Origin of the sequence: Clostridium sp. AF34-10BH (genome assembly GCF_003478095.1) — a bacterium.
Lineage (GTDB): Bacteria > Bacillota > Clostridia > Lachnospirales > Lachnospiraceae > Acetatifactor > Acetatifactor acetigignens.
Genome location: NZ_QUEC01000035.1, coordinates 1 through 22,711, shown reverse-complemented (window position 1 = coordinate 22,711; position 22,711 = coordinate 1). Strand labels below are relative to the sequence as shown.

The 22,711-nt window shown below is 48.1% G+C and carries 21 protein-coding genes and 1 riboswitch; of the genes, 6 read left to right on the top strand and 15 right to left on the bottom strand.

The features are described from left to right. Positions 1-27: 27 nt before the first annotated feature. The 11 genes from tsaD to DWZ61_RS17275 all read right to left on the bottom strand — a co-directional run bounded on the left by tsaD (position 28) and on the right by DWZ61_RS17275 (position 9,164). Positions 28-1,065, bottom strand: a complete 1,038-nt coding sequence (gene tsaD / locus DWZ61_RS17325; RefSeq protein ID WP_022312450.1) for a tRNA (adenosine(37)-N6)-threonylcarbamoyltransferase complex transferase subunit TsaD — start codon at positions 1,063-1,065, stop codon at positions 28-30. Positions 1,066-1,084: 19 nt separating this feature from the next. Beyond that, the gene (locus DWZ61_RS17320; protein ID WP_022312449.1) at positions 1,085-1,690 is read right to left on the bottom strand and encodes a DUF6715 family protein; all 606 of its coding nucleotides are present in this window, start codon (positions 1,688-1,690) and stop codon (positions 1,085-1,087) included. Between the two features lie 6 nt (positions 1,691-1,696). Then, entirely contained in the window at positions 1,697-2,611 is a 915-nt protein-coding gene (locus DWZ61_RS17315; RefSeq protein ID WP_117467048.1) for a ribonuclease Z, read from the bottom strand. Between the two features lie 46 nt (positions 2,612-2,657). Continuing rightward, the gene (locus tag DWZ61_RS17310) at positions 2,658-2,897 is read right to left on the bottom strand and encodes a hypothetical protein (RefSeq protein ID WP_118505389.1); all 240 of its coding nucleotides are present in this window, start codon (positions 2,895-2,897) and stop codon (positions 2,658-2,660) included. A gap of 91 nt (positions 2,898-2,988) precedes the next feature. Then, a complete protein-coding gene (rimI, locus tag DWZ61_RS17305; RefSeq protein ID WP_022312446.1) occupies positions 2,989-3,426 on the bottom strand; it encodes a ribosomal protein S18-alanine N-acetyltransferase in 438 nt (145 codons plus the stop codon). After that, a complete protein-coding gene (gene tsaB / locus DWZ61_RS17300) occupies positions 3,423-4,181 on the bottom strand; it encodes a tRNA (adenosine(37)-N6)-threonylcarbamoyltransferase complex dimerization subunit type 1 TsaB (RefSeq protein ID WP_118539865.1) in 759 nt (252 codons plus the stop codon). Before tsaB ends, rimI begins: the two co-directional genes overlap by 4 nt. Further along, complete coding sequence (gene tsaE, locus DWZ61_RS17295; RefSeq protein ID WP_022312444.1) at positions 4,178-4,654, bottom strand: tRNA (adenosine(37)-N6)-threonylcarbamoyltransferase complex ATPase subunit type 1 TsaE; 477 nt, start codon at positions 4,652-4,654, stop codon at positions 4,178-4,180. Before tsaE ends, tsaB begins: the two co-directional genes overlap by 4 nt. Positions 4,655-4,841: 187 nt before the next feature. Next, entirely contained in the window at positions 4,842-5,318 is a 477-nt protein-coding gene (locus tag DWZ61_RS17290) for a YcxB family protein (protein ID WP_022313092.1), read from the bottom strand. A 221-nt stretch (positions 5,319-5,539) separates the two neighbouring features. Continuing rightward, positions 5,540-6,754 carry an ABC transporter permease gene (locus tag DWZ61_RS17285; RefSeq protein WP_118539864.1) on the bottom strand — a complete coding sequence of 405 codons (1,215 nt, stop codon included), beginning with the start codon at positions 6,752-6,754 and terminating at the stop codon, positions 5,540-5,542. 11 nt (positions 6,755-6,765) lie between these two features. After that, on the bottom strand, positions 6,766-8,337 hold the full coding sequence (locus DWZ61_RS17280; RefSeq protein ID WP_118539863.1) for an efflux RND transporter periplasmic adaptor subunit: 1,572 nt from the start codon (positions 8,335-8,337) through the stop codon (positions 6,766-6,768). A gap of 107 nt (positions 8,338-8,444) precedes the next feature. Next, complete coding sequence (locus DWZ61_RS17275) at positions 8,445-9,164, bottom strand: ABC transporter ATP-binding protein (protein ID WP_022313089.1); 720 nt, start codon at positions 9,162-9,164, stop codon at positions 8,445-8,447. Positions 9,165-9,455: 291 nt separating this feature from the next. Continuing rightward, positions 9,456-9,593: riboswitch (FMN riboswitch) on the top strand. 98 nt (positions 9,594-9,691) lie between these two features. Here DWZ61_RS17275 and DWZ61_RS17270 point away from each other — a divergent pair. Beyond that, positions 9,692-10,429, top strand: a complete 738-nt coding sequence (locus DWZ61_RS17270; protein WP_118539862.1) for an ECF transporter S component — start codon at positions 9,692-9,694, stop codon at positions 10,427-10,429. 301 nt (positions 10,430-10,730) lie between these two features. Here the strand turns inward: DWZ61_RS17270 and DWZ61_RS17260 are convergent, their stop codons facing one another. Further along, positions 10,731-13,139 (bottom strand): Tex family protein, encoded by a 2,409-nt coding sequence (locus DWZ61_RS17260; protein WP_118539861.1) that lies wholly within the window; start codon positions 13,137-13,139, stop codon positions 10,731-10,733. Between the two features lie 182 nt (positions 13,140-13,321). Here DWZ61_RS17260 and DWZ61_RS17255 point away from each other — a divergent pair, with 182 nt between their 5' ends. Continuing rightward, entirely contained in the window at positions 13,322-13,702 is a 381-nt protein-coding gene (locus tag DWZ61_RS17255) for a DUF4190 domain-containing protein (RefSeq protein ID WP_118539860.1), read from the top strand. Between the two features lie 103 nt (positions 13,703-13,805). Beyond that, on the top strand, positions 13,806-14,576 hold the full coding sequence (locus tag DWZ61_RS17250; protein ID WP_022313148.1) for a DUF975 family protein: 771 nt from the start codon (positions 13,806-13,808) through the stop codon (positions 14,574-14,576). Here DWZ61_RS17250 and DWZ61_RS17245 read toward each other — a convergent pair. From DWZ61_RS17245 to secA, 3 genes are all read right to left on the bottom strand, one after another. Then, a complete protein-coding gene (locus DWZ61_RS17245; RefSeq protein WP_117467032.1) occupies positions 14,573-15,310 on the bottom strand; it encodes a hypothetical protein in 738 nt (245 codons plus the stop codon). The two genes, DWZ61_RS17250 and DWZ61_RS17245, sit on opposite strands and share 4 nt — an antisense overlap. A gap of 83 nt (positions 15,311-15,393) precedes the next feature. After that, positions 15,394-16,525 (bottom strand): peptide chain release factor 2 gene (gene prfB / locus DWZ61_RS17240; protein WP_118539859.1). Its coding sequence is split into 2 segments (ribosomal slippage): positions 15,394-16,449 and positions 16,451-16,525, totalling 1,131 coding nucleotides; the frame shifts between segments, so codons are not numbered across the junction. A gap of 150 nt (positions 16,526-16,675) precedes the next feature. Further along, positions 16,676-19,243, bottom strand: a complete 2,568-nt coding sequence (gene secA, locus DWZ61_RS17235; protein ID WP_117467031.1) for a preprotein translocase subunit SecA — start codon at positions 19,241-19,243, stop codon at positions 16,676-16,678. 273 nt (positions 19,244-19,516) lie between these two features. Here secA and DWZ61_RS17230 point away from each other — a divergent pair, with 273 nt between their 5' ends. The 3 genes from DWZ61_RS17230 to DWZ61_RS17220 all read left to right on the top strand — a co-directional run bounded on the left by DWZ61_RS17230 (position 19,517) and on the right by DWZ61_RS17220 (position 22,662). Next, positions 19,517-20,587 (top strand): HD-GYP domain-containing protein, encoded by a 1,071-nt coding sequence (locus DWZ61_RS17230; RefSeq protein ID WP_118539858.1) that lies wholly within the window; start codon positions 19,517-19,519, stop codon positions 20,585-20,587. Between the two features lie 174 nt (positions 20,588-20,761). Continuing rightward, positions 20,762-21,820, top strand: a complete 1,059-nt coding sequence (locus DWZ61_RS17225; RefSeq protein ID WP_243026451.1) for a pectinesterase family protein — start codon at positions 20,762-20,764, stop codon at positions 21,818-21,820. 74 nt (positions 21,821-21,894) lie between these two features. After that, the gene (locus tag DWZ61_RS17220; RefSeq protein WP_118539857.1) at positions 21,895-22,662 is read left to right on the top strand and encodes a GNAT family N-acetyltransferase; all 768 of its coding nucleotides are present in this window, start codon (positions 21,895-21,897) and stop codon (positions 22,660-22,662) included. Positions 22,663-22,711: the final 49 nt, after the last annotated feature.

Genomic DNA, 22,711 nt, shown 5'->3' with positions numbered 1-22,711 from the left:
TCTTTCCTTGAAGTCTTTTTTCGGTTCTTATCGCTCGCCCAGCTTTAAATTCGGCACCGCATTCAGATCATAACCGCTGCGGACACCCTTAATGTACTCGTAATAGCCGGCCACACCGATCATCGCCGCATTATCGGTACAGAAAATGGGGGAGGGATGATAAAATGCTATGTTACGTTTTCCGCATTCTTCCTCAAACGCTGCCCGCAGGGAAGAATTCGAAGCCACGCCGCCGGCAATGGCAAATTTATTCAGTCCATAAGCCTTCACTGCATGGAGGGAATGGCTCACCAGCACATCTACGACTGCTTTCTGGAAGGAAGCAGCCACATCCGCCTGATTAATCTCTTCTCCCTTCATCTGGCATCCGTTCAGATAGTTCAGCACTGCGGATTTCAGACCGCTGAAGCTGAAATCATATTCATTCTCCGCCACTGCTGCTCTGGGGAAGTGGATGGCATCCGGATTGCCCTCCTTCGACACCTTGTCAATCTTGGGACCGCCGGGATATCCCAGTCCGATGGCACGAGCCACCTTGTCAAAAGCTTCTCCCGCCGCATCATCTCTGGTCCGTCCGATGATCTCATATTCACCGTAATCCTTGACCACCACCAGATGTGAGTGGCCGCCGGACGCCACCAGACAGATAAAAGGAGGCTCCAGTTCTTTATTCTCAATGAAGTTGGCACTGATGTGTCCCTCAATATGATGTACTCCAACCAGGGGAATTCCGGTAGCAAAACTGATTGCTTTTGCCTCAGATACACCCACCAGAAGTGCTCCCACCAATCCGGGACCATAGGTCACCGCAATGGCGGTAATGTCTTCCAGCGTCACATGGGCATCGGCAAGCGCCTGCTCAATGACCTGATTGATCTTCTCGATATGTTTGCGGGATGCGATTTCCGGCACCACACCACCGTACAGGGTATGTAATGCAATCTGTGAGGAAATGACGTTGGAAAGCACTTCCCTGCCGTTTTTCACCACAGAAGCCGCTGTCTCATCACAGGAGCTCTCAATTCCCAGAATATAAATATCTTTTTGTTTTTCTGTCTCTGCCATTTTTCTGCCTACTTTGCTTTTAATTATTCTCCTGCTGTTCCAGACTGTCATTCAACTGATCCGCCGTCTCCCAGCCGTAGATCCTCCATTTGCGGTTTTCATCCCTGCGAAGCAGATATACCAGCATGGTGGAACTCTTTTTTCCGTTTTCCGTCATGCCATAGCCACAGGCAATCCGGGCAAAAGAATATCCGTCTGCTGTATAATAGTCCACATTGGTGCTGGACGCAAGAGAAACACTTGTTATTTTTCTCTTATTGTCCTTATAGTTCTTAACCTCTCCCTGTAATCGGGTCAGATAGGTATCTTCTTCGTTATTTGCCCGGAGTTCCTCATCGAACAGCTGAAGGGATTTCCTGCCCAGTTCCTGAAGCTCCTCCGTGGTACAGTCTTCATTGTAGAAGCATTTGATCAGATCATTGTAATATCTGATTACTTCCTTAGGTGTCGCAGGATAATTATTGGTCAGATCTCTGGAGAGTGCCGTATCCACCTCTGACATAATGGCCTCCTGCTGTTCTGTCCTGCTTTTTCCCGACAGATACGAATAATATCCCACTACCAGGACAATGAGGAAGATCAGAAAAACCGTAATTTTCGTCATCGACGTGTTGTTTTTTTTCATATTTTCCTACTTCCCTTCATCAAAGTTCAATTCCATGGTCCAGCCGTCCTTTGCCGCATAAGCTGCGGGGAAAATCTTCCGGACATCATCCATGAATTCCTCAGGTCTCGTCATAGAAGGGCTGTAATGTGTCAGCCACAGTTTCGGTGCCCCCACTTCTTTTGCGATCTTCGCCGCTTCGTACATTGTCATGTGCTTATGTTCTCTGGCTTTGACCAGCTTGTCGGGTTCGCCATACATTCCTTCCAGAATCAGCAGATCCGCTCCCTGGGCATTCTGACGGATGCTTTCAGTAGGACGGGTGTCTGTACTGTAGGTCACCTTCAGGCCCTTTCGTTCCGCTCCCAGTACCATATCCGGAGTGAAGACTCTTCCGTTTTCCTCCAGAGTCTCCCCCTTTTGCAGACGGCTCCAGAATTTCATGGGGATTTCCTGCTCCAAAGCTCTGTCCTTATCAAATCGACCCGCACGGTCAATCACCATACTGTACCCATAACAGAGCACATTGTGGTTCACTTTGAAGGCTTCCAGACGAAATCCTTCAAAAGAAAATGTCTGGGCATTCTCCGTGATCTCCATGCATTTTACTTCAAAAGGAAGCTCCGGTGCGATCACCCGCAGAGAAGCCACCACTTTGGCAAGTCCCCTGGGCCCGATCAGGAGCAGCGGTTCCGTGCGCTCTGCATTTCCCATGGTCAGAAGCATTCCCGGAAGACCGCTGATATGATCTGCGTGAAAATGGGTAAAGCAGATAATGTCGATGGGGTTCGGGCTCCAGCCTTTTTCCCTCATGGCAATCTGGGTGCCCTCTCCGCAGTCGATCAGAATACTTTTCCCGTTATAGCGCATCATCAGGGAGGTCAGCCATCTGTAAGGCAGTGGCATCATTCCTCCGGTTCCCAATAAGCAAACGTCTAACATCTTTCCTCGCAATCTTGCCTAAGCAGCATCTTTTTGTTCTTTCTGTCTATAAAAGCTCTGTCTCCGGCATTTCTTCCACCGGAACGGCAAACGTATGGATCCATTTGTCATAGCAGTCTTCGCACAGGTCAAACTTGTGTCTGAGCCCGTCTTTCCTGCTGAAATAGCCAAATCTCACATCTGCGGCGAAACATCCTTCACGGACGATTTCATTTTCTATCTTCAACTCCTTGCCGCAGCCGTTACAGATTACCTGCTGTAATTTACCGTTTTCTTCTTTTCGCATCCTGTTTCCACCTTTCTGACTGTAAATGTTACCTTTTGACCCTGGCATCATTATAATGGATAATCCGCCGGAAAAGTGATGGTAATACTTGTTAACGGCGCCACATGATCATGGCATCCTCTGTCGGTTTTTCATAAAATTTCGGGCGGATCCCCTCGGAGACAAAACCGAATTTCTCATACAAGTGGATGGCCGGTGCATTGCTCACTCTGACTTCCAGCGTATATGCTGTGATCCCGCGCTCATTGCCGAGGCGTAACAACTCTTCCAGCATTTTGCCGCCAATGCCCAGATTTCGATATTCCGGTGCTGTCACCACGTTGTCGATATTGCCCTCATGAAAACTGTCCGTCAGCCCGGCGCAGCCCGCGATATGACCGTCTGCCTCCGCCACGACATACAGGCAATAATCTCTCGTCAGAAGTCCTCTGAAATCTTCCGCCAACCATGGCATGCTGAAGGACGCAGCTTCGATCCGGCTCAGTTCTTCGATATCCGTATTCTGTAACTTACGAACTTCTATTTTCATGCCTGTGCCTCTTTTGCAGCCTTCTCCTGTTCCTCTCGTTCCCGCTCTGCCTGGCTCTTACGCAGGTATTCGGGTTCATGCTCCGCTGCGGTCACCGTTCTGCCATGTGCATAGTAGACAGCTCCCAGAGAAGCCACACTGGCAGCACGCTGACGATTATTTGCAGCCGGAGCAAAGGAGCAGGGAACCTTCAGTTTCTGTAAGATCTGTTCCCTGTAGACCGGAACGCCGTCTCCTAAGAAGATCACTTCCCGTCCCAGACGGTTTAATTCCTCCACCAGCTCGTCCACGGCAATAGCGCACTGCTCTTTGATACTGTGCATCACAAGTTGATGTTCTGAGCTTTCCTTTTCCGGGATCTCCTCTTTACAGAACTCATAAATTCCGGTATATACCTGATTCCTTCTGGCATCCATGATGGGACATACCAGCTTGTCCGTTCCCCAGAGGTTAAAAGCCAGTCCCTCCAGTGTCGGGACCTCTACCAGCGGAAGGTTCAGTGCCAGTCCCAGTCCCTTTGCCGTAGCCGCCCCGATCCGAAGTCCGGTAAAAGAACCAGGTCCTGCGGAAATGGCAATCGCATCAATGGTATGCAGATCCAGATCGATCATCTGCCGGATCTCATCCAGCATGGGTAATAATGTCTGGGAATGTGTTTTCTTGTAATCCGTGGTGTATTCCGCGATCAGGACGTCATCCTCCACGATGGCGGCGCTGGCCACCAGTCCGGAACTGTCCAAAGCTAATATTTTCATACTGTAGTCCTCTCCTCAATCGTGATCCGGCGGTAATCAAAGCCTTTCTCCAGATCCTTTTCTATGGTCACCTGCCTGTAATGTTCCGGCAGGATCTCTTCGATCAGATTCGCCCACTCGATCAGGCAAAGTCCTTCCCCGTAAAAACAATCCTCATAGCCAATCTCCTCCATCTCCTCAACATCGCCAATACGATAGACATCAAAATGGTAAAAGGGCATACGTCCTTCCTCGTAGATCTGCACAATGGTAAAGGTCGGGCTGTTCACCGGCTCCGTGATTCCGAGGCCATCTGCCACACCTTGGGTAAATACGGTCTTGCCTACTCCCAGATCACCGATCAGCGTGTAGACCTGTCCGGGAAGTGCTTCCCTGCCGATCCGCTGTCCCAGTGCAAAGGTCTCTTCCGCACTGTGGGTCTCTATGATCTCTTTTTTGCATTCTCTGTTATCTGCTGAATCGCCTGTTGTCATTTTCCTTACGCTTTCTATTGTTACATGTTACGTGTTACGGTTATGCAGTTACTGTTACTTTTTATATAATTCGTAACTATTCGGAGCCATGCAAAACTGCGTTCTGCGAATGCCTGCATACAGACAGATAAGCAGTTTTATATGGCGAAGTAACCACATGCTCTATTCTTCTGCTGTATCCATGCATCTAGCTGCGGATCTTCACTTTTGTGGGCGGCATATGGGTGGAAATCATTTCAATAACGTCCGTTGTCTTATCCTGCATCTGACTTTTAGGAAAAATTGTTGCATTATTTTTCGCCGTATACACAATGATGCTGCGTCCGGTGGATACCGCTTTCAAGCAATCCTCCCATTTCTGACAGGTGGAGCTGTCCCCCTGGGAGATGGTAATGCCGTTCTCATCCAACACATAATGCAGCGGTTCCTTGAAGACCGGATTGTTTACTGCCTGCTGTTTGCTCTTGATATAGAGTGTCCATGGGAGATATAACAGAATCACCACGCCAAGAATCAGATAGATCCAGTACTGTCTCGAGATGCCCACGATCACGCCCAAAGCTCCAATCACCGCTCCCAGAAGTCCGGACACACTGTTGTAGCTGTGCCGCAATAAAAAGTCATATAAATCCCCCGATGTAATCTTCACATCCAATTCTACCATAATGAGTTCTTTCCTTATAATAATGTGACTGCATAGTTACTTGCTATTACAATCCCATCCCCACCATCCGGCGACTGCGCATAGGATTGCATACTATAGAGAACATTATAAATTTTTTCCCATAAAAAAGCAAGTAAAGAACCGCAGGGATTCCAATATCTGTGACCTGCGGTTCTTATAGTTTGCATTTTATTTAATTATGATTTAACTTTTATCGCATATTATTCATGCCGTAATGCTTCGATAGGGCTTAATTTCGCTGCCTTTTTCGCCGGATAAATTCCAAAGAAAATACCTACAGCCGAGGAGAACATACTGGCTCCCAGCACCGTACCCACACTCACCTTTGCGGTAAATCCAATCAGGCTGCAGATTCCAAAGGCTCCTGCCACACCGATCAGAATACCGATCAGGCCGCCCAGCAGGGTAATGATGGCGGATTCCGACAGAAACTGTAACAGGATGGATCCGGTCCTGGCTCCCAGAGATTTCCGGATACCGATCTCTCTGGTACGCTCTGTCACGGATACCAGCATAATGTTCATAACGCCGATACCACCCACCAGCAGGGAGATGGCTGCTACAAATACCACAAAAATGGTGATGTAGCTTAAGATCTGATCCATCTGGCTCATAATATCATTAAAGTTCTGTACTAAGATGGCGTTCTGTCCTCTGACACCGTGGCGGTTCTCCAACAATCTCACCACATCCTTCGCCACCTGAGAGGCATTGTCCGCACCATCACTGACGATCAGCAGGTCCGTGTAATCCACATAGAATCCATACCCCTCAGAAATTGTGGAGATAGGTGCCTCCATGGTCACCGTACCGTTTCCTCCCATTCCGAACAGCTTCGATGCGTTGTCCTTACGGATACCAACGATCGTAAATTCCTGTGTCACTCCATACAACGTATAATCAAAACTCATTCCGATCACATTGGTATTACCAAACAGCGTTTTCGCGCTGCTCTCTGTAATGACACAGACCTTATTCGCCGTATAATAATCCGAATCGGTAAAATAACGTCCCTTGATGATCGGATCCTGGCTCGAATATTCCAGTCCCGCCTTACCGAAAGTTGCAGCAGCATCAAAGGTTCCCTTTCTGCCGGTGGCGCTTCCGCTGAAACTCCAGGACGGTGTTACCGCCTTGACATTAGGGACCTTCTCCTGAATGGCATCCATATCCTCTTCGGTAAATATCACTTCCGTACCGTTTTCTGCGGTATCGTTGCTATAAACTGCGATCTGGCCGCCCGCCATGGAATTCAATTCTCCGTTGATACCACTTTTTACGCCGTTACCGATGGAAATGATCATGATGACGGAGGAAATACCAATGATAATGCCCAGCATGGTCAGGATCGAACGTCCTTTATTACTGCGGATATTCATCAATGCAATTTTGATGTATTCCCATACTTGTGTCATGGATCCGCCTCCTACTGTTCCATGGGCACAGCCGTTACTGCCATGCCCTCCTCCAGGCTGATACCCGTGAGGCTGTTCACTATGATCTGGTCTTCCTCGGTAATGCCATCCAGGACCTCTGTGTATTCATCGGAGGAGATTCCGCAGGTAATTGCCCTCTTGACTACCATGCCGTTCTCGATCACATAGAGGAAATCTCCATTTTTATCCGCATTGATCGCTTCTACCGGGATCAACAATGTATCCTGTGCACTGTTGGTATGTACGGTCAGCTTAGCATCCAGTCCGAGGATGATCTTGTCATCCGGGTTAGTCAGATGTACTTCTACCCCTACCATGGGCGTATTGGATGCGTTCAGTGTTGCCATACGATTGATCTTACTGATCTCGCCTTCGTATTTATTGCCGGAGATGGTAATATCTACTTTCTGCCCGATGGCAAGTTTTGCCACATCGGACTTGGAAGCATCAAAGGAAACTTTCACATTCTGGCTGCTCTCCAGTGTGATCAGCTGTGCTCCTTCTGTTACGCTGGCTCCGGAGACACCGGTACACTCCGTTACAATACCGTCAAAGTCCGCAACAATTCCTTTTTTCGCCGCATCGTACTGTTCCTGTGCCTCCTGATAGGTCAGCTGTGCCAGATCCTTATCTGCCGCATAGGCTTGCGACTGATAGCCATTCAGGATCGTTCCCTCACTGCTGCCCTTCTGGCTCTGCATCTCGGCCTTGTAATTTTCACATTCCGTAATATGCTCCTGCACGGTAGCGATCTCATTCTGCATACTCACTACATAATCACTGGAATTAGCAATAGACTGCACGTAAGAATTTCTGGCCTGACTGCTGCTGATATCCTGTAATTCCTTATTGATTTCCTTGGCCCGTTCTGCTGTCACACCGTCCTGCAGTTCTTTGTTTAGGTCTGCCGCTTTTCTGCTCAGATCGTAGCTCTCCTCAGACAACTGTCTCTGGGTCTCCCTCTGGCTCGTACTCAGTTTATCCTGCAGTTCCTTGAGATATGCCTTGTAATCGGTAAGCTGCTGATCCAACACTGCTAGATTGGTATTGGCCTCATTCAGTTTTGCTGTACTTTTGCTGTTCTCTGTCATAGTACTGTTATAAGAAGCATTACTCTTATCCTGCTGTAAGGACGCCTCCTGCAGGCGCTGTTCCATCTGATCCATGTCGTAGGTCATCAGGACATCTCCTGCCTTGACGGCATCTCCGGCTGCCACATTGATCTCGCTTAATCTTCCGCTGACCGGAGCAAATAAAACGGTCTTTTCCTCACTGGCTACTTTTCCGCTGGTGCTGACATTTTCTTCGATGTCTCCGCGAAATGCATTAGTGGTGCTTACCATCACTCCAGCATTGCCGGAAAACGCACAGCTTACCATGCGTATCACGATCAGTACAATTATGATAGCCGCAATAATAACAGGTGCTTTTTTACGCTTTTTGCCTGGGTTCTTTGCCTTCTGTTCCTTTTTTGCTTCTTTTTGCTTTCTCTTTTCTGCTTTCTTCATTTCCTTGACTTTTTTAGCACTCAGTGCCTGTTCTGTTTTTTCCTGCTGTTCCATGATCCCTCACTTATGATCCTTTCTATATTCATTCATACTCTTATCTTTTCATAATTTGTTAGCCGTGACCGGCGGCATGGCATTGCATGTGAAAGATTTATTTTCCACTACGCTCCTGCTGTCTGCAGCTCCTCCACCGGAACGATCTGTCCGGAATCGGATTCCACTTTGCCGTCCTTGATCTTGATCACCCGTTTTGCCTGTGCCGCAATATCATTGTCATGGGTGATCAGGATGACTGTTCTTCCCTCATTATGTAAACCTTTCAGAATATCCATGATCTCTTTTGTGGAATTGGAGTCCAGATTGCCGGTAGGTTCATCCGCCAGGATCACCGGTGGTGCCTGGGCAATAGCTCGGGCAATGGCCACTCTCTGCTGTTGTCCTCCCGACATCTCCGAAGGCTTATGATCCATACGGTGTTCCAGTCCCACCTTTTTCAGTGCTTCTCTGGAAAGCTCCTGCCGTACACTTCTGGATACTCCCCGGTAGATCAGTGGCAGTTCTACATTTTCCACCGCAGTCAGATTGGGGATCAGATTGAATCCCTGGAAAATAAAGCCGATCTCCCGGTTGCGGATATCCGACAGTTCATCGTCTGTCAATGCGGATACATCCTGTCCATGGAGCCAATATTCTCCACTGGTGGGCACATCCAGGCATCCCAGCATATTCATCAGCGTGGACTTACCGCTTCCGGAATGTCCGATGATGGCCACAAATTCCTGTTCGTCGATGGTCAGGCTCACATGATCCAATGCCCGCACCTCATTTTCCCCGGGATTGTAAACCTTGCACACATCTTTGATCTCTACTAATGCACTCATTCCTCACATACTCCCATTTCATGATACATTTTCTGTGTATTCTTCATTGTGTCACTGTACTGTTTGCATAATACAATAATATCTATTGAGTGTCAACACATTTCTATAAGTATTTGCAACTATTCAGAGTCATGCAAAAGGAAAGCTCTGGAAGGGCGATTTTGCGCATGCGGTTCTGAATAGTTATTACAGCTACTATAACAGGGAAATCCGAAAAAAATGTTGGGAAAATTCTAAAGATTTTCTATATTGACAATATGTTCACAAAGTGTTATATTCCATGCATAAGGTAAAGTTCTTCAGGGTTGGGTGCAATTCCCTACTGGCGGTAATAGGTCATCCTTAAGTCCGCGACCCGCAGATGCATTCTGCGGCTGATCCGGTGTGAATCCGGAACCAACAGTACAGTCTGGATGAAAGAAGACGTATCACTTATATTTTTTGTGATACCCATGCCCCGGAAGCTTGTATTCCGGGGCTTTTTTTGAAGACTTTCCTTGATTTTCTCATAGGAAAGGAGTTCTGAAATGAACAAATTAATGCAAACTGTAACTGAAAATGTGGCCTATGTAGTCATCTTCCTAGCGGTCATCGTTGGTTGTTTCCTGGTGGCTGTGGTGCTGGAAAAGAGTGCCCAGAAGAAAAACGGAGTTTCTGAGCCGATCTTCAACACCAGAAAGCTTGCCATGATCGGTATGTTCTCCGCCATCGCCATGATCCTGCATGTGCTGGACTTCCCCATCTTTTTTGCCCCCGGCTTCTATAAAATGGACTTCAGTGAGCTGCCGATCTTAGTCGGTTCCTTTGCTTTCGGTCCCGTAGCAGGTGTCATGATGGAATTCGTGAAGATACTGCTGAAGCTGTGCATAAAAGGTACGTCTACCGCTTTCATCGGCGATCTGGCGAACTTCGTGGTGGGCTGCAGCCTGATCATCCCCGCTTCCGCTGTGTATTCCTTTAAGAAAACTAAGAAAAATGCCATCCTTGCCTGCATTGCCGGTACACTGGTCATGACCGTATTTGGCACCGCATTCAATGCCGTATATCTGCTTCCCGCGTTCTCCAAATTCTACGGAATGCCTCTGGATGCCATCCTGGCAATGGGTACCGAGGTCAATCCGCTGGCAAAGGAAGGCAGCATTGTAAGCTTCGTGGTGGCATGTGTGGCTCCCATGAATCTCATCAAGGGAACGCTGGTCTCTGTTGTGACACTGCTCATCTACAAGCCTTTAAGCCCTATTATCAAAACAGGTCATAAGGCATAATAAAGATCTATTTCACTTTTCGTATCGTTTGGTGTTATTGGTTATAAAATCATAAGAAGAAAGAGGAATAACATTTTGCTGTGTTATCCCTCTTTCTTCTTATGATAATACGATGTTGGGGTCAAAAGCCCCCGACTTTGATGCCTGCGGATTGTTCCGTGCTACGCACTCCCACTTCTCCGCTCCGCTTCGGTCCGTGCTAAACATGTGCCACTGGCACATGTTTAGCACCCTACCCTCTATTCGCATATCGTGGGATTATCATCCCACTTTTATGCTCATATCGGGGCGGGTCATAATATTACTGCTTCTGGATCTTCATGGTCAGACCGATACGTTTCTTCGCCACATCCACAGTCAATACCTGCACATCCACAATATCTCCGACGCTGACAGCTTCCAGCGGATGCTTGATATAGCGGTCGGTGATCTGGGAGATGTGCACCAGTCCGTCCTGATGGACACCGATATCCACGAACACACCAAAGTCAATGACATTACGCACGGTTCCTTTCAGAATCATGCCGGGCTTTAAATCCTTCATATCCAGAACATCACTGCGCAGGATTGGCTTCGGCATATCGTCTCTGGGATCTCTGCCCGGCTTCTCCAGTTCCTTCAGGATATCTGTCAGCGTGATCTCGCCGATTCCCAGCTCTTCTGCCAACAGTTTCTTATTCTTAATACGCTTTTCCAGTCCGGAAATATCTTTTGCATCATTTGATGCATTCTGTACTGCCGGTGCATTTTTCTTTGTAGAAGTTTCTGCAGAATTATCAAAGCTCACACCACCCATGGCCGCTGCCAGAGCCTTGCCCATAGCGGTATTGGTATTATGCACTCTTACGGTCTTACCTTTCTGCTCTTCCCGTTTCTTTGCTGTATTGGCTGCATTACTGCCGTTCTTCTGTCCGGAAGCCTGTGCCCCGCTCTTGTCGGAAGCTTTCTTAGCTGCCGCCTGTTTCTGGGCTTCCTTAATGTCCTCCATTGTCAGTCCCAGCTTCGCCATCAGCTGCTCCGCTGCTTCGTAGGATTCGGGATGAACGCTGGTGGCATCCAGAGGATTCTTACCATCCGGGATCCGTAAGAAACCGGCACACTGCTCATATGCCTTAGGTCCCAGCTTCGGCACCTTTAACAACTGCTTTCTGCTTACAAAACGCCCGTTATTTTCTCTGTAATCTACAATATTCTTCGCAATAGTCTTGTTAATGCCGGAGACATATTCCAGAAGGGATGCGGACGCAGTATTCAGATCCACACCGACCTTGTTTACACTGTCCTCCACCACGCCGCTTAAGGCATCGCTTAATTTCTTCTGGTTCATGTCGTGCTGATACTGGCCGACACCGATGGACTTGGGATCGATCTTCACCAGTTCTGCCAGGGGATCCTGTAATCTTCTGGCGATAGATGCAGCACTTCTCTGTCCCACGTCAAAATTAGGAAATTCTTCTGTCGCCAGCTTACTTGCGGAGTATACGGAAGCACCTGCCTCGTTGACGATCACATACTGTACCGGACGATCCAGTTCCTTCAACAGTTCTACAATTACCTGCTCGGACTCTCTGGAGGCTGTACCGTTTCCTACGGAAATTAAATCCACATTATATTTTTTGATCAGTTTCTTCAGTTCAGCTTTGGACTCCTCCACCTTATTCTGCGGTGCTGTAGGGAAGATCACTTTCGTATCCAGCACTTTTCCGGTAGCATCCACTACCGCCAGCTTACATCCGGTACGGAATGCCGGATCCCAGCCTAAGACCACTTTGCCTGCGATAGGAGGCTGCAGCAACAGCTGCTCTAAGTTTTTACCGAAGACATTGATCGCTCCGTCCTCTGCCTTTTCTGTCAGATCGTTACGGATCTCTCTTTCAATAGCGGGTGCTATTAAACGATCGTAGCTGTCTTCCACTGCGGCACAGATTACCGGTGTAGTATATTCGTTTTCCTTCGTGATCAGCTTTTTCTCCAGATAACGCAGAATACGTTCCTCCGGTGCATTGACTTTAACAGTCAGTACTTTTTCTGCCTCTCCACGGTTCAATGCCAATACTCTGTGACCTGCGATCTTCTTCACAGGCTCTTCAAAATTGTAATACATCTCGTAGACGCTCTGAGCCTTCTCATCCTTCGCCGTACCGGTCACAATGCCTTCCTCTACGGTGATATTGCGGATGTAAAGACGATGATCCGCATCGTCGGAGATCATCTCGGCAATAATATCCTGTGCTCCCTGCAATGCTTCCTCCGGAGTCTTTACTTCTTTTTCTTCGGATACATACTTTGCTGCCTCGTTAAGCACCGGTTCTGTTGCCTCCTGGCGCAGAATATATTCTGCCAGAGGTTCCAGACCCTTCTCCTTTGCAATACTGGCACGGGTCTTTCTCTTGGGACGATAGGGGCGGTACAGATCCTCTACTACTACCAGCGTCTGGGCTGCCAGGATCTTCTCCTTTAACTCATCGGTAAGTTTTCCCTGTTCCTCGATGCTCTTCAGCACCTGCTCCTTTTTATCTTCCAGACTTCTCAGATAGGTCAGTCTCTCATCGAGATTACGCAGCTGCTCGTCGTTCAGAGATCCGGTGGCCTCCTTACGGTAACGGGAGATGAAAGGGATGGTATTTCCCTCATCGATCAGCTTCACCGCTGCTTCCACCTGCCATTTTTCTACCTGAAGTTCTTCTTTGATTTTCTGTATAATATCCATAGTTCCTCCTGATGGCCTGTTGCCATTTTGTTTTGCGCATGGGTATATTATACTGGAAATCGGAAGTTTTCTCAATCTTTTCATTCTTATTTCATTTGCTTATTACAGGAAAAGATGGTACAGTACTTAATATAAGCGCGGCAGACAAATTTACCATATGCCGCCCGGAAATGAGGCTTTCTATGGATTATTATCAGAATCAGAATAACGAAATGAATCAAAATATGCCACAGATCGATCCGAAATACAGGGGTTTGTCGATCGCTTCTATGGTCTGCGGCATCTGTTCCCTGGTATTATGCTGCACGGGACTGCTGTCCATTCCCACCGGTGCTCTGGGCATTCTCTTTGCATTGCTCACCCGGAAAAGAGGGCAACGCATGAACAATATGTGTGTTGCCGGGATCTGGCTGTCCTGTGTGGGACTGGCACTCGGTATCTTCATAACGGTCAGCAGCATTGTCACGGTATTCACAGATCCTTCTTATATGAATATGCTGGATCAGATGTACCAGCAGATGTACGGTGTCGATATGGAAGAATTCTGGCAATCTTACCTGTAAGACATGCCTATGTTTTCCGATGCATTCTGCGGTTACGAAATCAAAACCCGGAGTAGCCGGAATAACCAATAGAACGCAATAATAAAAAGAAAAGAGGATTTCTATGATACAATATGCATCCAGAGCCCAACTCAAAGAAAAAGCCAGAGATCAGATGGCAGGGCATTACGGCAATGCCATCCTGCTGTCCATCTGCCGGAGTCTGATCGTATTTTCCCTCACCTTTGCCGTCAGCATGACCTTCACTATGATCCTTACCGTACGGACACTTATGGGGGGAAGCGCAGAGACATCTCTGACGGAATATCTGCTTTTGACAGCCTGTACGACTTTATTGTCGATTTTCACCGGAGTATTTCAGACCGGCATCACATTATTTTATCTGAATACTGCCTGCGGCAGACCTGCTGTAACTGCCAATCTGTTCTACGGCTTCAAATACTTATTCAAAAAATCGCTCGGGATCTCCGCAGTACTGATCCTGCTGAATACGGCATGTACACTGCCGTTTGATATCTGCTATTTTCTCCTGCGGTCAGGTAAAGGCTTTGACGCCATAACCATGGCAATCCTGTGCATTGTGCTTATGGTCATCGGTATGTGTATCTATATTCCGTTATCCCTTGGTTTATCCCAGGCTTACTATTTACTGTTGGATTTTCCCCAGTATAGCGCTATGGAGCTGATGAAATTAAGCTTCCGTATTATGAAAGGACATAAATGGGAGCTGTTCTGCTTACAGATGAGTTTCCTGCCGCTGGGATTTCTGTGTTTGCTGAGCTTCGGTATCGGAACTCTGTGGCTGGTGCCATACATGAATATGACCCAGACCTTATATTTTCTGGATCTGATGCAGAACGAGCACAGGCATTAATTGCCTGTGCTCGTTATTGTCTGTGCTATCACCGTGATGGTGTCCAGTACCATATCTTTCTGCGCATCATCCGTATAATTTCCGGTATACACATAAATTTTTCCATTTTTCAACTGATAGATCTGAATCTGGTCCGAAGCAATATTGTTACTTAAAAGTGCCTCACGGCCGCCCATGGCTTCTATCGTTTCCTCTGTCCACGCGCCGGTATCTACCATCATATCCAGTCCTTCCTGGGTCAGTGACATATTGTCCTCCAGATAGAACACCGGTGTACCTTCCATACTGCGCATTTCACTTTCCTTTATCACCATATAAGGAGCCTGTTCTTTTAAGCCATCCAACATTACCTGCAGAAGTTCCGGTTTCAACTGTGTGACCACGGTGTCATTCTCCGCCACCGAGATACTTGTGGAGCCGTCATCCGCTGTCCCTTTATAGAAGATCGTAAGCGGGTGATAATCCGTCGTCACCTGCTCCCACACTTCCCAGTCTTCTGCCGGATAGCTGAAACTGAACTTTCCATCACTTAAGCTCTCCAGTTCCATTCCCTGCAGATCTGCCAGCTCGATCACCGGATATTGGGAAGTCTGTACCCGATTCCGGACCAAAGGGATCACTTTTGCCGCCGTAACTATCACAGCCACAACGATCAGGGCAAGCACAATTCTGCTGCCCATGGACTCTCCTATCGCTTTTTTGCCCTGGTTTGTCTCTTTGTTTTCGTTTCTCATATGTAATTTTCTCCCTTATAAAAAATCACATTCCAGAAAGCTTTCACTCCTTCTGGAATGTGTCATTTACAAACTTGAATTTGTTAATTCTCTGTGTTCTTCTTATCTCCCTGCACGCTGATCCATTTCAGATAGCCATTGATGAAGATATCCAGTCCGCCGTCCAGTACTGCGTCCACATTACCGGTCTCCACATCGGTACGATGATCCTTGACCAGTGTGTAAGGCTGTAATACATAGGAGCGGATCTGGTTACCCCAGCCAATCTCCTTGACCTCACCGCGGATATCAGACAGCTTCTCGGCATTTGCTTCCTGCTTTAACAGATACAGCTTGGCTTTCAGCATCTGCATTGCCTTATCCTTGTTCTGGAACTGGCTTCGCTCATTCTGACATTGTACCACGGTTCCCGTAGGAATATGGGTGATACGAATGGCAGAGGAGGTCTTGTTGATATGCTGGCCACCGGCACCGCTGCTTCGGTAGGTGTCGATGCGCAGATCCTTCTCATCAATATCCACATCCAGATCGCCCTCGATATCCGGCATAACATCCAGCGATACAAAGGATGTCTGACGCTTACCCTGGGCATTGAAAGGGGAAATACGCACCAGACGGTGTACTCCCTTCTCGGATTTCAGGTAGCCGTAGGCATTCAGGCCGTTGACCTGAAAAGTCACTGACTTGATACCTGCTTCGTCACCATCCAGATAGTCCAGTACTTCGATGGCAAAGCCCTTGCGCTCCGCCCAGCGGGTATACATACGATACAGCATGCCGCACCAGTCACAGCTCTCGGTACCTCCGGCACCGGCATTGAGCTTTAAGATCGCATTGTTTTTGTCATATTCTCCGGATAATAATGTACCGATCCTGAGTTCGTCGAATTCCCTGATGAATTCATCCAGCTCCTCACGGATCTCAGGGATCAGAGACGCATCGTTTTCCTCATATCCCATATCGATCAAGGTCAGGATGTCATCGAACTGTGTCGAAAGCTTGTCGCACTCTCCCACAGTATCCTTCAGGTTCTTCAGTTCTTTCATTTTCTGATTGGAACGCTCCGGGTCATCCCAGAATCCGGGAGCCTCCATCTCACGTTCCATTTCTTCGATCCGCTTTGCCTTGTTAGCAAGGTCAAAGTGAATCCCTCACTTCCGCTAAAGGTGTTTCGTAGGACAGGATTTCTGTCTTCATCTGATCTAATTCAACCACTTAACGTCACCCACTTTCTTATTCTATTATTTTAATGATGCCAGGATCAAAAGGTCTAAGCCCACATGAGCTTGCTCATAGGTGGGTGAAAGACCTTGGGTAGGATTGTTCCGTGCTGCCGCACTATCTTCCGACTGTTGTCAGAAAGCATCAGGCTTTCCGTCCGCAGCAGTTCTTGTATTTTTTGCCGCTGCCGCAAGGACAGGGATCATTGGGATATACCTTTGCATTTTCACGCTTTACAGGTCCCTTCGGTAAGGAATCGTCCTTGTTCGTGCCGGTGATCTTCGCCTGCTGCTCACGTTCTACCTTCTGTTCGATCTTGATATGGAACAGAAGTCTCACAGTCTCTTCCCGGATGTTCTGAGTCATCTCATCGAACATCTCGTAACCGCTCATCTTGTACTCTACCAGAGGATCTCTCTGACCATATGCCTGTAAACCCACGCCCTGACGCAGCTGCTCCATATCGTCGATATGATCCATCCACTTGCGGTCAATGACCTTCAGCAGAACCACACGCTCCAGCTCACGGATAGCTTCGGGTTCGGGGAACTCGGCTTCTTTTGCTTCGTACAGCTTCACAGCTTCTTCCTTTAACTGCTGCTTTAGGCTGTTCTTCTTGGGCTTCTTCACACGCTCCGGTGTCAGAGGCTGTAACGGGATCGTAGGAATGAGCAGGGTATTTAACTCATTGAAATCCCAGTCGGAGATATCTGCGTCGTCATTGATACAGATATCTACACAGTTCTCGGTAATATCGGTGATCATCTTGTAGATCACATCACGCATGCTCTCGCCGTTCAGTACCCGCAGACGCTCCTCGTAGATAATCTCTCTCTGTTCACTCATGACACGGTCATACTCTAACAGATTCTTACGGATACCGTAGTTGTTGCTCTCGATCTTCTTCTGTGCGGATTCGATGGCATTGGTCAATGCTTTGTGTTCGATCTCCTGTCCCTCAGGGATACCTAAGGTATTGAACATGCTGATCAGGCGCTCGGAACCGAACAGTCTCATCAGATCGTCCTCCAGAGAGATGTAGAACTTGGACTCACCGGGATCTCCCTGACGTCCGGAACGACCACGCAGCTGATTATCAATACGTCTGGACTCATGACGCTCGGTACCGATGATCTTCAGTCCGCCGGCGGCTCTCGCTTCATCATCCAGCTTGATATCCGTACCACGGCCTGCCATGTTGGTAGCGATGGTTACCGCACCGTGTACACCGGCATCGGCTACGATCTCTGCTTCCAGTTCATGGAATTTTGCATTCAGTACCTTGTGCTGAATGCCGCGCTTGGTCAGCATTCTGCTCAGTTCCTCACTGGCTTCGATCGTGATCGTACCTACCAGTACAGGCTGTCCTGTGGCGTGTGCTTCCTCTACCGCATTCACGATAGCGTTCAGCTTCTCTCTCTTCGTCTTGTATACAGCATCCTGCAGATCCTTACGGATAACGGGACGGTTCGTAGGGATCACAACAACATCCATGCCGTAGATCTCACGGAACTCGGTCTCCTCAGTGAGAGCCGTACCGGTCATACCACACTTTTTATCGAATAGATTAAAGAAGTTCTGGAATGTAATGGATGCCAGCGTCTTACTTTCTCTCTTCACCTTTACATGCTCTTTTGCTTCGATTGCCTGATGCAGACCGTCGGAATAACGGCGTCCCGGCATGATACGTCCGGTAAATTCATCGACGATCAGTACCTGGTCATCCTTTACCACGTAATCTTTATCACGGAACATCAGATTATGGGCACGCAATGCCAGGATGATATTGTGCTGGATCTCCAGGTTCTCGGGATCAGCGAAGTTATCAATGTGGAAGAATCTCTCAACCTTCTCCATACCTGCTGCGGTCAGGTTAATGATCTTATCCTTCTCGTTGACTACGAAGTCTCCGGTCTCTTCCTGTACCACACCCATAATGGCGTCCATCTTGGTCAGTTCCTGTACATCATCACCGCGCTTCATCTGACGTGCCAGCAGATCACACATTTCATATAAAGCGGTAGACTTGCCGCTCTGTCCGGAAATGATCAGAGGAGTTCTCGCTTCATCGATCAGTACAGAGTCCACCTCATCGATGATGGCATAATGCAATCCACGCAGAACCAGCTGTTCCTTGTAAATAACCATGTTATCACGCAGATAATCAAATCCCAGTTCGTTGTTGGTAACATAAGTGATATCACACTTGTAAGCTTCCTGTCTCTCCTCGGAGGTCATGCTGTTTAGTACCACGCCGACCTTCAGTCCCAGGAACTCATGTACCTGACCCATCCACTCCGCATCACGCTTTGCCAGATAGTCATTGACGGTAACAACATGGACACCCTTGCCTTCCAAAGCATTCAGATAAGCGGGAAGGGTAGACACCAAAGTCTTACCTTCACCGGTACGCATCTCTGCGATACGTCCCTGATGCAGGATGATACCACCGATCAGCTGTACTCTGTAGTGTTCCATGTTCAGAACACGCTTTGCAGCCTCTCTTACGGTTGCATAAGCCTCCGGAAGCAGATCGTCCAGAGTCTCTCCCTCGGTCAGACGCTTCTTGTACTCTTCGGTCTTCCCCCGCAGCTCCTCATCGGAAAGTGCCTGCATCGCAGGGCGGAGTGCCTCGATCTTGTCTACCAGAGGTTCAATACGCTTCAGTTCTCTGGAACTGTGCGTGCCAAATATCTTCTCAATAACGCTCATTTTTTCCTCGTTTCCGCACCCTTTTGACAATAAAATGTCCATGGGTCTTCGCATAATTCAAAGGTTATTGTAGCAGATTTTCCTCTATGTTTCAACCTTTCTGTGCCTGCAGAGCCGTGAAAAGACTGTAAAAATTTTATGAACAGCTCTCTTCATCTATTCTGTCCCGGAAAATTGACAGTCCGGGGAAAAATTATTATAATTGAAATAAGTAGGATTTACGAAAGCACCTGATGATTTTCAGGTTACCGAAAGGCACAAGGATTACGGTCTATGAAGAGATTATCCATCACACAATTGATTCCCGGAATGATTGTTGCAGAAGATGTCTACAATCTGGATCATGAACTTCTGATTCCGAAGGGCACGGTTCTCACGGACAAGCTCATCACGAAGCTGGATCTGTACGGTATTCTCACAATCTTCGCCGAAGATGTACTCCCGGCAGCGGATCTTTCCGAAACGGAATCCTCCTACTATGAACGGATCAAAAGTTCTCCGGAATTTCATCTGTTTAAAGAAGATTTTGAGAATGAAGCCGAACTTTTCCGGGAAAATATGAATCTGGTCGTTCAGAAGAATACAGCCCTGGATGTGAAAACTCTGCTGAAAAGCACACTTTCCATTGTTTCGAATCATTCCGGCAGCATCAGTATTCTGGATATGCTTCAAAATATGCGGGAATACGATGATTCCACCTATACCCACAGTCTGAATGTGGCACTGATCTGTAATATTCTGGCGGGATGGCTGAAGCTTCCGAAAGAAGACGTGGAACTGGCTACTGCCTGCGGTCTGTTCCATGACATCGGCAAAATGCTGATTCCCTATTCCATCATCGCCAAGCCCGGCAGATTGTCCGAGGAAGAGTTTGCCACGGTAAAAAAACATCCTGCTCTGGGATATGAATTACTGCTGTCTCAGGATGTGGACGTGCATGTGAAAAATGCAGCTCTGATGCACCACGAACGTAGTGACGGCAGCGGTTACCCCTCGAAATTAAAAGGGAACCAGATCGATCCTTATGCACGGATGGTAGCCATTGCGGATGTCTACGATGCCATGACGGCAGCCCGCTGTTACAGAGGACCTTTGTGTCCGTTCTGTGTGATTGAAATGTTCGAAACGGAAGGCTTCCAGAAATACGATGTTTCCATTCTGCTTCCTTTCCTGGAAAACGTGGTAAATTCCTGCCTGCAAAATCGTTGTCTGTTGAACGATGGACGAAAAGTCACAATCATTTACATCAATAAGGAAAAATTGTCCCGCCCTGTAGTACAGTACGGCGAGGAATATATCAATCTGGCAGACCAGCCGGATCTGAAAATTGAAAAGCTGTTGTAAGTTATCATTTGAAAATTATTTTTTACGCACAATTTTGTACCTCACATTGTACTATAATACAAAACACTAAAGCATATATTATGTGCCAGTGGCACATGTTTAGCACGGACCGAAGCAAAGCGGAGAAATGGGCTTGAAAATGCGGAGGTACGGAAAGGTATAGGTATTCTATTTATGTCAGACACAATTCATTTGTATGTAAATATGTCCGGAAATACAATTCCGGGCACTTCTTTTGCCACCATCGGAGAAGCATTGGCTTCCCTGCCGGATGTTCCTGCCTCAGAATCCGGAAAGCAGTTCCCGGCTCCCGTTTCGGAGCTGCCGCCGGTGATCCTGCATATCGGTAAAGGAATTTATCGGGAAAAGCTGGTAATCACCCGTCCGAATATTACTTTTGAGGGTACCGGCGGTGACGAGACGATCCTTGTCTATGGAGATGCTGCCTTCGATCTCATGCCGGAGGGGGATAAGCGAGGTACCTTCCGTACCGCTTCCGTCCGGATCGACACTCATGACTTTACCGCCAGAAACCTGACTTTCCAGAACGATTCCGGCTACGGCCACACCGTAGGGCAGGCACTGGCCGTCTATGTGGACGGTGACCGCAATGCCTTTTATAACTGCCGGTTCTTAGGCAGTCAGGATACGATCTTCGATGCCCCCCTGCCATTAAAAGAGGCTCAGCCCGGCGGATTCAAGGGTCCTGGAGAATTCAAGCCCCGGACCATAGGACGCCATTATTATGAAAATTGTTTTATCCAGGGTGATGTGGATTTCATCTTCGGCAGTGGAATCGCCTGGTTTGAGCATTGCACGATCTTCTCCAAGCTGCCCGGAGACCGGATTCCACCGGAAAGTCCGGAGTCTGAAGTAATCTACGGCTATGTGACTGCTGCCTCCACCCCGCAGGAAGAGCCCTACGGCTACGTGTTCCATGAATGCAAATTAGAGAGCGACTGCCCGCCCAATTCCATCTATCTGGGACGTCCCTGGAGAGAATGGGCAAAGACAGTGTTCCTGCACTGTGAACTGGGTGTACATATCCACCCCGCCGGCTGGCAGGACTGGAAAAAGCCCCACGACCACTTCTACTACGGAGAATACAACTCCTACGGCCCCGGTGCCTCCCCTGCCACCCGCGCCGACTTCTCCCACCAACTGACAGATGCGGAAGCTGCGGAGTATACCGTGGAACGGGTGATGAAGGGTTGGGAGCCACAGACATTCTGAACCTTTGCGTGAAATGCTTTTTCGAGCATTCAAACCGTCCGATGCGGTCCATTGGGAAAGGAGTTCCGACATTTATGTATGGAGAAGAATTGTCTCGTCAACTGGCACTGGATTACTGCTGTAGTCCCGCAGATGTTGCTGATTCGAAGAACCATTTTTCAATTTATGCTCCACAGGAAGGACGCCGCCGCTTTCAGGAGGCTTTGATCCGTGGCTTGAAAATTGCTGTCGTCAATGGGAAATTATTATTTACCGGTTCCGAAGAAATTGTTGCAGAATGTAGAAAGCGTTATGCCAATGTAACCGGTGAATGGTTCTTCGATGCGAAAAGACTTCGGGAAATAGAAGAACTGCTGTTGCCGTTCCACCTCCGTGTTGCGCAGGCGCATCCTTTTTTTCTGCCGGAAGCCGATGTCATGCCTTCCTCTGGCATTCCTTTGCCAGATGCGTCTGATGCTCTCGCCTTCGATTTGATTCGGTATGACCAAAATGCCATTCTGCAGTTCCGGGAAGACAACCGCTTTGATGAGGCATTTGCCTTCGATTCCTATGCCCCGGATGTTCTGGGTATTGCCGCAGCAAAAGACGGACAGATTCTTGGCATGGCCGGTGCCAGTGCCGACAGTCCTCTGTTCTGGCAGATTGGTATCAATGTTGATTCCCATGCTGTCGGAATGCATGTGGGTTCTACTCTGGTAAGACTTCTGGCGCAGGATATCATCGCCCAAGGTGCTGTTCCCTATTACGGCACAAGCATGTCACATATTGCCTCCCAACGGGTTGCCCACAGAGCCGGATTTGCTGTGGCGTGGGCGGAATTGGTTGCGGAGGAAATAAAGTAAATGGAAAGTTAGCATAGCTACGAGCCATGCAAAAATAGAGTGGAACACC

Coding starts and splice junctions, on each gene's coding strand:
- tsaD (WP_022312450.1), bottom strand. CDS start 1,065: ATGGCAGAGACAGAAAAACAAAAAGATATTTATATTCTGGGAATTGAG.
- DWZ61_RS17255 (WP_118539860.1), top strand. CDS start 13,322: ATGGATTATTATCAGAATCAGAATAACGAAATGAATCAAAATATGCCA.
- DWZ61_RS17275 (WP_022313089.1), bottom strand. CDS start 9,164: ATGAGTGCATTAGTAGAGATCAAAGATGTGTGCAAGGTTTACAATCCC.
- tsaB (WP_118539865.1), bottom strand. CDS start 4,181: ATGAAAATATTAGCTTTGGACAGTTCCGGACTGGTGGCCAGCGCCGCC.
- DWZ61_RS17270 (WP_118539862.1), top strand. CDS start 9,692: ATGAACAAATTAATGCAAACTGTAACTGAAAATGTGGCCTATGTAGTC.
- DWZ61_RS17320 (WP_022312449.1), bottom strand. CDS start 1,690: ATGAAAAAAAACAACACGTCGATGACGAAAATTACGGTTTTTCTGATC.
- DWZ61_RS17260 (WP_118539861.1), bottom strand. CDS start 13,139: ATGGATATTATACAGAAAATCAAAGAAGAACTTCAGGTAGAAAAATGG.
- secA (WP_117467031.1), bottom strand. CDS start 19,243: ATGAGCGTTATTGAGAAGATATTTGGCACGCACAGTTCCAGAGAACTG.
- DWZ61_RS17315 (WP_117467048.1), bottom strand. CDS start 2,611: ATGTTAGACGTTTGCTTATTGGGAACCGGAGGAATGATGCCACTGCCT.
- DWZ61_RS17230 (WP_118539858.1), top strand. CDS start 19,517: ATGAAGAGATTATCCATCACACAATTGATTCCCGGAATGATTGTTGCA.
- DWZ61_RS17245 (WP_117467032.1), bottom strand. CDS start 15,310: ATGAGAAACGAAAACAAAGAGACAAACCAGGGCAAAAAAGCGATAGGA.
- DWZ61_RS17285 (WP_118539864.1), bottom strand. CDS start 6,754: ATGACACAAGTATGGGAATACATCAAAATTGCATTGATGAATATCCGC.
- DWZ61_RS17290 (WP_022313092.1), bottom strand. CDS start 5,318: ATGGTAGAATTGGATGTGAAGATTACATCGGGGGATTTATATGACTTT.
- DWZ61_RS17220 (WP_118539857.1), top strand. CDS start 21,895: ATGTATGGAGAAGAATTGTCTCGTCAACTGGCACTGGATTACTGCTGT.
- rimI (WP_022312446.1), bottom strand. CDS start 3,426: ATGAAAATAGAAGTTCGTAAGTTACAGAATACGGATATCGAAGAACTG.
- DWZ61_RS17310 (WP_118505389.1), bottom strand. CDS start 2,897: ATGCGAAAAGAAGAAAACGGTAAATTACAGCAGGTAATCTGTAACGGC.
- tsaE (WP_022312444.1), bottom strand. CDS start 4,654: ATGACAACAGGCGATTCAGCAGATAACAGAGAATGCAAAAAAGAGATC.
- DWZ61_RS17280 (WP_118539863.1), bottom strand. CDS start 8,337: ATGGAACAGCAGGAAAAAACAGAACAGGCACTGAGTGCTAAAAAAGTC.
- DWZ61_RS17250 (WP_022313148.1), top strand. CDS start 13,806: ATGATACAATATGCATCCAGAGCCCAACTCAAAGAAAAAGCCAGAGAT.
- DWZ61_RS17225 (WP_243026451.1), top strand. CDS start 20,762: ATGTCAGACACAATTCATTTGTATGTAAATATGTCCGGAAATACAATT.